At 69.1% G+C, this 12,884-nt stretch carries 9 protein-coding genes; 7 read left to right on the plus strand and 2 right to left on the minus strand.

The features are described from left to right. The first annotated feature begins 154 nt into the window (after window positions 1-154). Window positions 155-1,354: a polysaccharide deacetylase gene (locus AAFO60_RS09630; RefSeq protein ID WP_347955967.1), complete on the plus strand. Its 1,200-nt coding sequence runs from the start codon at window positions 155-157 to the stop codon at window positions 1,352-1,354. Between the two features lie 7 nt (window positions 1,355-1,361). On the opposite strand, the gene serB is transcribed toward AAFO60_RS09630, so the two are convergent. Next, complete coding sequence (gene serB, locus AAFO60_RS09635) at window positions 1,362-2,585, minus strand: phosphoserine phosphatase SerB (protein ID WP_347955968.1); 1,224 nt, start codon at window positions 2,583-2,585, stop codon at window positions 1,362-1,364. Between the two features lie 134 nt (window positions 2,586-2,719). After that, on the minus strand, window positions 2,720-4,438 hold the full coding sequence (gene ctaD, locus AAFO60_RS09640) for an aa3-type cytochrome oxidase subunit I (protein WP_347955969.1): 1,719 nt from the start codon (window positions 4,436-4,438) through the stop codon (window positions 2,720-2,722). Between the two features lie 220 nt (window positions 4,439-4,658). On the opposite strand from ctaD, the gene AAFO60_RS09645 reads away from it, so the two are divergent. From AAFO60_RS09645 to AAFO60_RS09670, 6 genes are all read left to right on the plus strand, one after another. Then, window positions 4,659-5,681 carry an ABC transporter substrate-binding protein gene (locus AAFO60_RS09645; RefSeq protein ID WP_432211703.1) on the plus strand — a complete coding sequence of 341 codons (1,023 nt, stop codon included), beginning with the start codon at window positions 4,659-4,661 and terminating at the stop codon, window positions 5,679-5,681. A gap of 110 nt (window positions 5,682-5,791) precedes the next feature. Further along, entirely contained in the window at window positions 5,792-8,683 is a 2,892-nt protein-coding gene (locus AAFO60_RS09650) for a DEAD/DEAH box helicase (RefSeq protein ID WP_347955970.1), read from the plus strand. After that, window positions 8,680-9,429 carry a hypothetical protein gene (locus AAFO60_RS09655; RefSeq protein WP_347955971.1) on the plus strand — a complete coding sequence of 250 codons (750 nt, stop codon included), beginning with the start codon at window positions 8,680-8,682 and terminating at the stop codon, window positions 9,427-9,429. Before AAFO60_RS09650 ends, AAFO60_RS09655 begins: the two co-directional genes overlap by 4 nt. A 564-nt stretch (window positions 9,430-9,993) precedes the next feature. Next, a complete protein-coding gene (locus tag AAFO60_RS09660; protein ID WP_347955972.1) occupies window positions 9,994-11,040 on the plus strand; it encodes a hypothetical protein in 1,047 nt (348 codons plus the stop codon). Between the two features lie 183 nt (window positions 11,041-11,223). Then, the gene (locus AAFO60_RS09665; protein ID WP_347955973.1) at window positions 11,224-12,165 is read left to right on the plus strand and encodes an AurF N-oxygenase family protein; all 942 of its coding nucleotides are present in this window, start codon (window positions 11,224-11,226) and stop codon (window positions 12,163-12,165) included. Next, on the plus strand, window positions 12,162-12,839 hold the full coding sequence (locus AAFO60_RS09670; RefSeq protein ID WP_347955974.1) for a DUF4873 domain-containing protein: 678 nt from the start codon (window positions 12,162-12,164) through the stop codon (window positions 12,837-12,839). The genes AAFO60_RS09665 and AAFO60_RS09670 overlap by 4 nt, the downstream gene beginning before the upstream one ends. The last annotated feature ends 45 nt before the right edge of the window (window positions 12,840-12,884 follow it).

Genomic DNA, 12,884 nt, shown 5'->3' on the forward strand with positions numbered 1-12,884 from the left:
TATTGATCGATCACCTGCACGAAGATCGAGCGTAGCAACCCGTCGTCCGGCCGCCGGCTGCGCACGAGTGGCAGGCTCGTCCGAACGGACCATTTCCGCGGACTCGCTCCGGCGCAGGTCGGCTTCGAATCGCCCGAACCGTAGTATTCACGCGATGTCGACGACGTTCTCCCCGCGGACGGCATCCGGGCGCCCGCGCCGATCGATCGCGACGCGCATCGTCGCCGCCGTCACCGCCGTCCTGTCGGCCACCGCGTGCTCGGTGTCCGCAGCCGATCCGATCCTCGGCGCCTCCGCGTCTCCGACGCCGACGACCGTCGTCGCACCGCGGCAGCCCGAGCCCCTCGCCTCGAACGTGCCGATGGTCGCGTTGCGGCCCGGGGAGCGGCCACCCCAGTTCATCCTGTTCTCCTTCGACGGCGTCGGCGTGAGCCCCAACTGGGATCTGTTCCTCGACACCGCGGCGGCGAGCAACGCCCGCTTCACCGCCCTGATGACGGGACTGTACTTCCTCACCGACGCCGCCCGAGCCCGCTACCGGGCACCCGGTCATCGCCCGGGCGAGGCCGCCATCGGTTTCGGCGGCGACCGCGCCGAGGTCCGCGAGCAGATCGCCCATCTCAACCGGACCTGGCGTGCGGGCCACGAGATGGGCACGCATTACGTCGGTCACTTCTGCCAGGGAACCCGTTATCCCGGGGCGGTATGGACCGCCGCGGACTGGAAGCACGAACTGAACCAGTTCTTCTCGCTGATGACGAACTGGCGGGCCAACACGGGCATCACCGAAGGGCCCGATCTGGCCTTCGGAACCGACGTCGTCACCGGCGGTCGGACCCAGTGTCTGGAGGGGCGGCCCGCCACCGTCTTCCCGGCGCTCCGCGCCCACGGCATGACGTGGGACTCGTCGATGCCGGCGACGCAACCCGGGATCGTCTGGCCGCGACGGGTGCGCGGGATCTGGGAGTTCGCCATCCCGTACGTGTACTCGCCGGCGCTGAAGACTCGACAGACCGCACTGGACTACAACTTCTGGGTGACCTTGAACGGTGCCGCCGACGATCCGAAGGCGGCACGGCGCATGGGCCGCGCGGTGGAGCAGACCTACGAGTACATGTACCGGCGGGCGTTCAACGGCAACCGGGCGCCGCTGGTGATCGCGAACCATTTCAACAGTTGGAGTGGAAACGCCTTCAATCCCGCGACCGCCCGGTTCATGCGCAAGGCGTGCGTCCGGCCCGACACCGTCTGCGCGACCCACCGGGACGTCGTCGCGTGGATGGAGCTGCAGAGTCCGGACGTGCTGGCCGGACTGCAGCGGCTGCCCGCCGTCGCCGTCGACGCCCGCCGTTGAGCCCGGGTCAGTCGATCGGGACGCGGCGGACCATGCCGTCGACCCGGTCGGCCGCCTCCACCTCGTCGCGGGTGACGCCGAGCATGAACAGGACCGCATCCAGGTACGGGTAGTCCAGGGTGGTGTCCGCCACCTCGCGCAGGGCGGGTTTGGCGTTGAACGCGATACCGAGGCCGGCCGCGCTGAGCATGTCGATGTCGTTGGCTCCGTCGCCCACCGCCACGGTCTGTTCCATCGGCACGCCGACCTCCTCGGCGAACGCGGCCAGCGCACGGGCCTTGCCCGCCCGGTCGACGACCTCTCCGACCACCCGGCCGGTCAGCTTCCCGTCGACGATCTCGAGGGTGTTGGCGCGGACGAAGTCCAGCTCCAGCTCCCCCGCCAGCGGTTCGATCACCTGGCGGAACCCGCCGGAGACGACTCCGCAGTGGTATCCGAGCCGGTTCAGGGTGCGGATCGTCGTGCGCGCGCCGGGCGTCAGCTCCAGCGACGCGGCGACACTGTCGATCACCTCGGCGTCCAGTCCGGCCAGGGCCTTGACGCGTTCGTGGAGGGAGTCGGCGAAGTCCAGTTCGCCGCGCATCGCGGCCTCGGTCACCGCGGCGACCTCGGCTTCGCGGCCGGCCTTCGCGGCCAACATCTCGATCACCTCGCCCTGGATGAGGGTCGAGTCCACGTCGAAGACGATGACCCGCTTCGCGCGGCGCGCGAGGCCGCTGCGCTCGACGGCGATGTCGACCGGGTACTTGGCCGAGACGCGGCCGAGCCCCTCGCGGATGTCGGTGTCGGCGTCGTCTCCGCCGACGGCCGAGATCAACAGCTCGAGGCCGGTGAGGGGATAGTCGGCGACCCCGCGGATCGAGTCGATGTTGGCGCCCTGCCGGTGCAGTTCGGCCGAGACGGCCTTGAACGCCTCCGCGGAGATGGGCCGGCCGAGCACGACGACGGCGTGGCTCGACTCGGGCTGCTCGGTGCCGTCGGGGTCGAGGCTGATCTCGACCTGCATGCCGCGCTCATCCATCTGGATGGACACCGCCTCCTGCAGGTCCTCGAGGTCGCCCGCGGTCGCGACCAGCACGCCGAGCGTCAGATGGTTGTGGATCACCACCTGCTCCACGTCGAGGAGGTCGACGCCGACCGCCGACAGCGCCCCCATCAGGGACGAGGTGACACCGGGCTTGTCGGGACCGCTCACCGTGATGAGCACCGTGCGCTTAACGATCGATTCCACACGGTAATTATGGCCGGTGCCGGTTCGGACGGCTCAGGGAGGTCCCCGCCCGGTGAAGCGGGCGGGACGGCCGCGGAGACGACGAACCCCGCGCCCTGTCGACACAGGTACGCGGGGTTCGTCGGAGGTGAGAACTACACGTCGGCAGTCTCGTGCTTGGCGCTGCCCCAACCCACATGGGCTTCCGAGCGCATGCGCTCGACCATGTGCGGGTAGTGCAACTCGAATGCCGGGCGCTCCGAACGGATGCGGGGCAGTTCGGTGAAGTTGTGACGCGGCGGCGGGCAGCTGGTGGCCCACTCGAGTGCGTTGCCGAAGCCCCACGGGTCGTCGACCGTGACGACCTCGCCGTAGCGGTAGCTCTTGAAGACGTTCCAGACGAAGGGCAGCGTCGACAGACCCAGGATGAAGGCACCGACCGTGGATACCACGTTGAGTTCGGTGAACCCGTCCGACGGGAGGTAGTCGGCGTAACGACGCGGCATGCCCTCGTTGCCCAGCCAGTGCTGCACCAGGAAGGTGACGTGGAAGCCGATGAAGGTCAGCCAGAAGTGCCACTTGCCGAGGGTCTCGTCGAGCATGCGGCCGGTCATCTTCGGGAACCAGAAGTAGATGCCCGAGAAGGTGGCGAACACGATGGTGCCGAAGAGCACGTAGTGGAAGTGCGCGACCACGAAGTAGGTGTCCGAGACGTGGAAGTCCAGCGGCGGGCTGGCCAGCAGAACGCCGGTGAGACCACCGAAGAGGAAGGTCACGATGAAGCCGATGGCGAACAGCATCGGGGTCTCGAACGTGATTCGGCCCTTCCACATCGTGCCGATCCAGTTGAAGAACTTCACGCCGGTCGGCACCGCGATCAGGAACGTCATGAACGAGAAGAACGGCAGCAGGACCGAACCGGTGACGTACATGTGGTGCGCCCAGACGGCCACCGACAGTGCGGCGATCGCCAGGGTGGCGTAGACCAGACCCGAGTAGCCGAATGTGGGCTTACGGGAGAAGACCGGGAAGACCTCCGAGACGATGCCGAAGAACGGAATCGCGATGACGTAGACCTCGGGGTGACCGAAGAACCAGAACAGGTGCTGCCACAGGATGACGCCGCCGTTGGCCGGGTCGTAGAGGTGTGCACCGAACTGACGGTCGACTTCCAGACCCATCAGGGCAGCGGTGAGCAGCGGGAAGATCAGCAGGATCAGCACGCTGGTGACCAGGATGTTCCAGGTGAAGATCGGCATGCGGAACATGGTCATGCCGGGGGCGCGCAGGCACACCACGGTGGTGATCATGTTGACCGCGCCCAGGATGGTGCCCAGGCCGGCGACGCCCAGACCCATGATCCACAGGTCGGCGCCCAGACCCGGCGCGTGAACGGCGTCCGTCAGCGGGGTGTAGGCGGTCCAGCCGAAGTCGGCGGCACCGGTCGGGGTGAGGAAGCCACCGAGCGCGACGAGGTTGCCGAACAGGAACAGCCAGTAGCCCATGGCGTTGAGCCGCGGGAAGGCGACGTCCGGCGCACCGATCTGCAGGGGCAGGACGAAGTTGGCGAAACCGATCACGATCGGCGTCGCATACATCAGCAGCATCACCGTGCCGTGCATGGTGAACAGCTGGTTGAACTGCTCATTCGAGAAGAACTGCAGTCCCGGATGCGCCAGCTCGACGCGCATCAGCAAGGCCATCAGACCGCCGACCAGGAAGAAGGCGATACAGGTGGTGATGTACATCATGCCGATCATCTTGTGATCGGTCGTCGTGATGAGCTTGTAGAAGAACGAGCCCTTGGGCTTGACGCGGGCCGGATATGGCCGCTCCGCTTCTACCCGGGTCGTCGGTTGGTCTACCGCGGTCACTGATTCCTCCTCCTCGGCGCCGCTGGCGGGCACCAGGCCTCTCGGCCCGAACTCTTGCTGCCTAGCCAACTGAAGGCGCTAGCGCTACGTACTGATCGTAAACCAGAGCGGTGCACTGTTCCGAGCGGGTCCTACGATCTGTCGTAATACCAAGATAGCCCCGGTTGATCGCCGCAGGTAGCCCCAGTTCGCGGCGCGCCGCCGATGCTAGCGTAGGCGGGTGTTCTCCAAGCCTCCGCGCCCGTTGATGCGCACCGTGGCCGCCGCGGCCGCCGCCGTCGCCCTGACCGTCGGACTCAGCGCCTGTGCCAGTGACGATGGACTCCTCCGCACTCCCGACGGATCGGTCATCTCGACCACCGTGACGCGGATCGCCGAGGTCAACATCGTCAATCCGGGGCGGGACTACGCGAAGACCTGCCTGGCGCCGACGGCGCCGGATCGCGGCAAGGCCGATGTCGCGCGCGTCGTCGTCACCGACCCCGCGCTGCTCGACGCCCTGTGTGCGCTCGGCATGGGAGCCCAGGTCACCGGAGTGACCGCCGCGCCGGGTTCGGTGCCCGCCTACCTCGGACCGCAGTTCGCGGCGATCCCGGCCCTGGGCGACGCCCCGGACGCCGCCGCGGTCCGTCGAGCCGCACCGCAGGTGGTCCTGTCCTCCCCCGCGACCGAACTGCGTCTGGCGGCGCTCCGGGCGACCGACGCCCTCGGTTCGGCGCGCACCGTGACCGTCGACCCCGCCGACTGGCAGCGGTCGTTCCGAGACGTCGCCGCCGCGGTCAACCGGACGGCGGCCGCCGACACCCGGTTGGCCGAGTTCACCGACGAGGCGCACCGCGTGGGCCGAGTGATGGACGCCGCGCACAGCGAGGTGTCGCTGGTCCGCTTCACCCCGACGGCGGAGCTGATCGAGGGCACCGGCTCGTTCGGTGCGCAGATCATGTCGATCATCGGTGTGGCCCGCCCGGCCGCCCAGCGGACCCCCGAGGCCGTGCCCGCCACGTCTGCCGACTTCGCCGACGCCGACGCCGACCTCATCTACGTGAGCTATCAGGGAGAGAAGGGACTGGCGCGCGGCAAGGAGGTCCTGATGAGCGACAAGTGGCTCGATCTGGGCGCCCCGACGTGGAAGCGGGTGCTGTCCGTCGACGACACCGTTTGGTACGAGTCGTCCGGGCTGGCCGCCGCGTGGCTGGTGCTCAACGACGTGAAGGTGTCGTTGAACAGCAGTTCGGCGGGCTGAGTCCGGTGCCTGCCTCCCCTCCCCTTTCTCTCATCTCTTTCTCCCTCCCGGCCGTCCTCGCGCGGATCGGTCGCCCGTCGGTGTCGTAGGTCCGCGCTAGAACTGTGGGCGTGACCGTCACCGAATCGACCGGACCGAGCCGGCAGATCCCGCTGCGGATCCGCTGGGTGCCGGGACTCGGTCTGGCGGTCTGGCCCGAGGCGGGTGGTGATGCGGGCGCTGTCGTCGCCGACTGCGCCGACGTGCCCGAGGCACTCGCCGACCTGCTCGCGCACCGCAGGTTGCGGCACACCGTCGAACTCCCCGCACCGGACGGGTCGCGCCGGTACCTTCCGGCCGCCGGACTGGGCGTGCGGACCGCCGTCGAGCTCCTCGATCGCTGCGCACATCTGCGCGTCGGCGGCGACGTGGGGCACTACCGCCATCTCCTGGCCGGCGTCCGGGCGTACATCGCCTCCGGTGCCGTCGCACCGAGCACGTGCCTGGTCGGCGGCGAGTACGAGATGCGGTGGGTACCCACCCCGTCGGATGCGTGGCACAGCTGGCTGACCATCGCTCAGGCCGCCGCCCCGCCGTCGCTGTCGACCTCTGGCGCGGTCACCGACTTCGTCGCCGAGACGCTCGACCACGAGTGTCGGCGAATACTGGGCGCCGCCGGCGTGTCGTCGCCGGTGCCCCTCGTCGCCGGGCTCGCCTCCGCATCGCCGACGCTGCTCGAGCCGACGACCGGCCCGCGCAGCCTGCAGGCATGGCAGGGCTGGGTGGGCACCGCGAGCCCGGGCCGGCCGGCGGTCGTGCTGCGACTGCACATGCCGCCCGACGATCCGGCGGCCGCCACCGTCCCGCCCGAACAGGTCCGCTGGCGATTGGAGGTGTGTCGGCGGACGCCGACCGGAGAGCTGTCCCCGGTGGTCCCGCATCGGCTCGATCCGCACGATCTGGACGCGGTGACCACCGAACTCGCGGCGGCGTCCACCGCGTTCGGCGAGCTGAGCCGTGCCGACACCGATCCGCACACCCTCGACTACCTTCTGAGCACGGCGGTGGTGAGCGAGTTGCTCGCGCAAGGCGCGGCCGATCTGCAGGCCGCCGGGATCAACGTCCTGCTGCCCTCGTCGATCGCGGCGGTAACCCCGACCCTGTCGATCCGTGCGCCGCAGACCCCCGCCGGCGGTTCCCGCCCGGGCTTCGTCGGCCTCGACGAGATCTCCGATTTCGAATGGCGCCTGGCCCTGGGCGACGGCGCCGACTCGCGGGAGCTGTCGCCGACCGACATCGACGAGTTGGCCCAGCAGAGCGGAGACCTGGTCCGCCTGCGTGGCCGCTGGCTGCGAGCCGAGGGGGCCGCGCTTCATCGGGCGGCCGCGTACATCGCCGCGCAGCGTGCCGTCGGGGCGAGCGACGACCCGCCCACGATGAGCAGGCTGTTGGCGCTGGTCACCACTACCGACGAATCGCTGCCGGTCCCGGTCGGTGCGGTGAGCGGCCTCGGTTGGCTCGACGACATCGCGGAGCACGGAACAATCTCACCGACACCGATCGCGGCGCCCGTCGCGCTGCGCGCCGAGCTGCGCCCGTATCAACAGCGGGGGCTGGAGTGGCTGGCGGCGCTCGGGCGGATCGGTGCAGGCGCGGTCTTGGCCGACGACATGGGACTGGGCAAGACCGTGCAGGTCATCGCCCTGTTGACCGCCAACCGCGACGAAGGGCGCACCGCACCTCCCGCGCTGGTCGTGTGCCCGATGTCGGTCATCGGCAACTGGCGCCGCGAGCTCGAGACATTCGCCCCGCATCTGACCGTGCTCGTCCATCACGGCTCCGGTCGCTCGGCCGAGGCGATCACCGCCGACCGCCCCGACGTGGTGCTGACCACCTTCGCCACGCTCGCCCGCGACCGTGCCGCGCTGACCGCGCTGTCGTGGGGCGAGCTCGTCGTCGACGAAGCCCAGCACGTCAAGAACGTGCACACCGCCGCCGCGCGAGCCCTGCGAGCAGTGCCCGCCCGCGCACGCATCGCCCTGACCGGCACCCCCGTGGAGAACCGATTGGAGGATCTGCGGGCCGTGATCGACTTGGTGAATCCCGGCATGCTGGGCAGCGCCTCCCAGTTCCGCGCACGCTTCGCCGAACCCATCGAGCGCGATCGCGACCAGCGCGCTCTCGCACGCCTGTCGGCGGCCACCAGGCCTTTCATCCTGCGGCGGGAGAAGACCGACCCGGCCATCGTTCCCGACCTTCCGGACAAGACCGAGCTGATCGTCCGCACCAACCTGTCGAGCGAGCAGGCCGGGCTGTACCAAGCGGTGCTCAACGAGCTGACCGAGGCGCTGGCCGACACCGGGCAGGGCGGTCCGCGCCGCCGAACCGTGCTGGCGGCGCTGACCCGCCTGAAGCAGATCTGCAATCACCCGGCGCACTACCTCGACGACGGCTCGGGGATGCTGCGTCGCGGCCGGCATCGCTCAGGCAAGGTCGAACTGCTCGTCGACATCCTGACCACGCTGATCGCCGAGGGCGACCGCGCGCTCGTCTTCACCCAGTTCGCGGCCTTCGCCGAACTGCTCGCCGACTGGCTCACGCCCGTACTCGGCGCGCCGGTGCCCGTGCTCCACGGCGGCAGCTCGCGCGATCGACGCGACGACCTGGTGGCCCGGTTCGCAGCGCCCGACGGTCCGCCTATCCTGCTCGCCACGCTGAAGGCGGGCGGCACGGGGCTCAACCTCGTCGCCGCCAATCACGTCATCCATGCTGACCGATGGTGGAATCCGGCGGTGGAGGATCAAGCGACCGACCGTGCCTACCGGATCGGCCAGCAGCGCAACGTTCAGGTGCGCAAGTTCGTGTGCGTCGGCACCCTGGAGGAACGCATCGACGAGATGGTGACCGCCAAACGTGAGCTGTCACGGCTGACCGTCAGCACCGGCGAGTCGTGGCTGGGCGACCTCGACGACGACACGCTGATGGATCTGCTCGCCCTCCGCGAGGAAGCGGTGTCGGAGTGAGTCCGGGACGCCGTCGCGGGAAGGCCGCCGTTCGCGGTTACGGGATCACCGGGTGGTCGCGCGCCTTCGTCGGCGTGGTGGAGGCAGAGGCCGACCACCGGCACATCACCGGCGCGCGGCGGTACTTCCGCGAGCGCCACGTGGACGGCCTGCAGATCGCGCACGGTGTCGTGACGGCGTCGGTGCGGGGAACACAGCTCGACCCGTTCGATGTGCGACTGTCGATGCGCACGGTGGACGCGGCGACGGTGATCGACCTGCTGCGCCGCACCGGTCGCGCCGCCGAACTCCTCGACCTCGCCCGCGGGGAGCAGCCGCCCGGGCTGGGAGAGCTCATCGCGCCGACCGAGGCCGCCGACGTGGTCTCGGCCTGCACCTGCCCGGACGATGCGCCGCGCTGCACACATGTGCTCGCCGTCGCCTTCGAGGTGGCCGCCGAGATCGACCGCAGACCGACCACCCTGCTGACGGTGATGGGCACCGATCTTCCCGAGTTGCTGGCGGTGACCCGGGACGGCGAGGCGCCCGCCCCGGTCGAGTCCGCTCCCCCGATCCCCGACGACCCGTTCGGCGACCGCCGGTTGCCGCCGCCGGTCCCGACCTTCCGCGCGACGGAAGTGCTCTCTGAGCTCGACCCGACGATGCTCAGGCAGGCGCTGCGGGCCACGGGAGTGTCGATGACCGAGATCGGCGAGGCCCTCGACGACCTCACCACGTACTACGACGTGCTCAAGCGTCGTCGGTGACGCCCCGTCGTCTCGATACGCTCGCTCACTTCGTTCCCGGGCTACTCGACAACCCTGAAACGCCCCCTCAGGCCGCTCGACAACCCGCGACAGGACATCTTGTCAGGCTGGTCGAGTAGGCCGAGGCGCTAGCCGAGGACGTATCGAGACCCCCCGTCGTCTCGATACGCTCGCTCACTTCGTTCCCGGGCTACTCGACAACCCTGAAATGGCCCCTCAGGCCGCCCTGAAGCACCCATCCCTCACGCCGCTCGACACGCCTTCCAGGCTGGTCGAGTAGACCGAGGCGCTAGCCGAGGACATATCGAGACCCCTTTCGCTCACTCCGTTCCCGGGCTGCTCGACAACCCTGAGATGCTCACCCTCAGTGCGCTCGACAACCCGCGACAGGACACCTTTTCAGGCTGGTCGAGTAGGCCGAGGCGCTAGCCGAGGACGTATCGAGACCCGCTTTCGCTCACTCCGTTCCCGGGCTGCTCGACAACCCTGAAGCGCCCCTCCCAAGGCCGCCGAGGGCGTTCGCACGAACGGGTGACCGGCCCGGGCGCGTGACAGGATGTCGGGATGCCCGACGAGTCTGCATTGCACCGAGTACGCGAATTCCTCGACCGTGCGGACGATGCCTACGCCCACGCGTTGTGGGTGGGCGGCGCGCAGTCGCAGGCGTGGGCGACGGTCGTCGCGCAGGCCCGCGAGCGCGTTGTGGCCGGCCCGGAGACGGCCGAGGACGACCTCGCCGCGACGGCGTCGTCGGCTGAGCTCGCGGTCGCCGAGGCGATTCTGGCCCAGGCGCGATCACTGCCGCCCGAACCCGTCCGCGACAACGGCTCCGGCCACGGCGACGTGGTCGCGCTCATGCTCGCCGCCACCGGCTCGGCGGCACGTCTGCCACGTCTGGTGGCCGACGAGATCGCGCACATCTTCGACGATCGGCCGCGCTCGATCCTGGTGCGGCTCGCTCTCACCCTGGCGATCAGCGTGAGCCTCGTCCTGACATATCATCTGTTCGGCTGGGCCACCTACGACGCGAAGTCGCTGACGATCTACCTGTTCTCGGCGATCGCCGGAAGCGTGGTCTGCACCAATGCCCTGTGCTTCGACGCTCGCCGCGTGCGCGCGAAACTGGCTGCCCAGCAACCGTTGTGGCGCATCCTCATCGTGAAGAACATCGCCATGGCCGCACTCATCGCCGTCGCCGCCGTCCCCGTCGTCGCACTTCTCGCCGTCGGGACCGACCATCCGAACCCGCTCGTGATCGTCGACCAGCTGGTGGCGATGCTGTTCATCTGGCTCGGGGTCGCGAACGTGCTCTCGGTGCTCTCACCCCTGCGGCGAGAGTCCCTCGCGGCCCGCCTCACCGACGGGACGTGGCTGCCGTACCTGCTGTCGTTCGGCATCTCCTACGGGGTCGGCCTCACGGTCAACCTGATGATCTATTGGCGTCTGTGGGCGCGCCACGCCGCCGCCCACGAGGTCGTCGGCGGCGCCTGGGCCGCCTTCCTCCTGGTTCTGGTGAGCTCGATGATGTCGTGGGTGCTGCTGACGGTCTTCGCCGTCGCCGCGGCACATCATCCGGTGGTGCGCCGCGTCCTGGTCCGCGAGATGCGCTGAGACCGGCGCGCCCCGAGCGGGCGCCTGAGCCATCCGCCATCCTCGACTGTTACATTGTTCATTGGTATAGTGATGGGTGTCACTGGACATCGCCGACAGACCGTCGTCGCGCCCGGGTGCCCGTCACCGCGTCACCACGACCGAACCCGAGTGCCGGAGTCGGCATCGACCGGAGGAAATGCCATGACCACGACAGACGACACCCGCGTCGCGCGCGAACCCACCGTGCGGCCCGAGCCGGACGAGGCGCGCCGCAGGGTCGCGCGACGACTGCTCAAGAGCTCGACCAACCGCTCCTACGATCCCGTCATCGACATCGACTTCGAGGCTCCGCTGGTGGAGGGCAAGTACTTCCTGCCACCTCGCGTGGTCACCCTGTATGGAACGCCGGTGTGGGAATCGATGACCGAGGATCAGCGGATCGAGCTGTCCCGGCAGGAGATGGCCAACATCCTGTCGGTCGGCATCTGGTTCGAGAATCTCCTCAACCGGGCGCTGCTGAATCGGCTGATGCGGACCGACCCGGCCGCGGCGACGACCCACTATTCGCTCACCGAGATGGGCGACGAGTGTCGACACATGACCATGTTCGGCAAGACCATCGAACGGTCCGGCGCCCGCGCCTACACGATGCGACGCTGGCAGCGCGCCGTGATGCACATGTTGCCGCTGGTGATGCGCGGAACCTTGATGTGGGTGATCACCCTCGTCGGCGAGGAGCTGTTCGACGCCCTGCAGCGCGAGATCCGCAGCGACCCCGAGCTGCAGCCGATGGTCGCGCGGGTGATGCAGATCCACGTGACCGAGGAGGCGCGGCACATCGGCTTCGCCCGGGACGCGATCGTCCGTCGAGGACCGGTGCGGTCTCGGTTCGAGACGGTGGTCTCGGCGAACCTGCACGGGTTGGGCGCGCCGATCTTCCGCCGCCTGTTCACCACGCCCGAGATGTACCGGCGCGCAGGCTTCGATGATCCGGCGAAGACGGCGATGATCGCGCGGAGCAATCCGAACTTCCATGAGTCACAGGTGATGTCGTTCGAGCCGCTGGCGACCTTCTTGAAGAAGAACGGCCTGATGGGTCCGTTCGCCGCGTGGATGTGGCGTCGCTCGGGGTTCCTGCCGTGACAACCATCGCCCTGGTCGGGGCCTCGCCCACGATCGCCCGGATCCGACGTCTGATCGACGACTCGCCGCTGCCCTTCCATCTCGTCGACGACACGGCGTCGGCCGATCTGGTGGTGACCGATGAGCCCGCGCCCGTCCCGAACCATCTCGGTGTCGCCGCCGCACAGGTGCCGGACCGGTTCTTCTGCAGCGCTGACACCGTCGACTACGTGTTCGCCGCCTTGACCGAAGCGCACCTGGCGGGCGCTCATGGCGTGCGGGTCCGCCGGCCGGTGCAGGACCAGCCCGATCCACCGGTGCTCGGGCTGCACTCGCGATGGCACCGGGTGGCCGCTCGACTCGATCGCCGCACACGCCGGTTCGATCCCGTCGACTACGACTGGATCACCGACGAATCCATCGAATCCCAGATCTTCGACGACGACGTCGTCGTGACGGTGAGTGACGCCGAGTTCGCCGCCCGGCTGCGCGCCCGGGGAGCCGTCGACGGCAACGACGGACGCTTTCACTGGGCCGGGATGCTGTACAGCGAGCGCGCCGCCGAGCTGAAGGGCCACGGCACGTCGTCGGCGACCGTCCGCGTCGAGCAGGGCGATCCGGTGCCGGCCAAACTCGCCGAGGTCAACCAGTGGGGCACCGTCCGGATGACGGGAGTCGGCGCGGCGCCCTGGTGAGTGCCGCGACCCGCCTCAGGGCGCGACGGATCGGCATCGCCCCCT

The sequence above is a fragment of the Gordonia aichiensis genome (assembly GCF_039946255.1).
In the GTDB taxonomy this organism is placed as follows: Bacteria; Actinomycetota; Actinomycetes; order Mycobacteriales; family Mycobacteriaceae; genus Gordonia; species Gordonia aichiensis_A.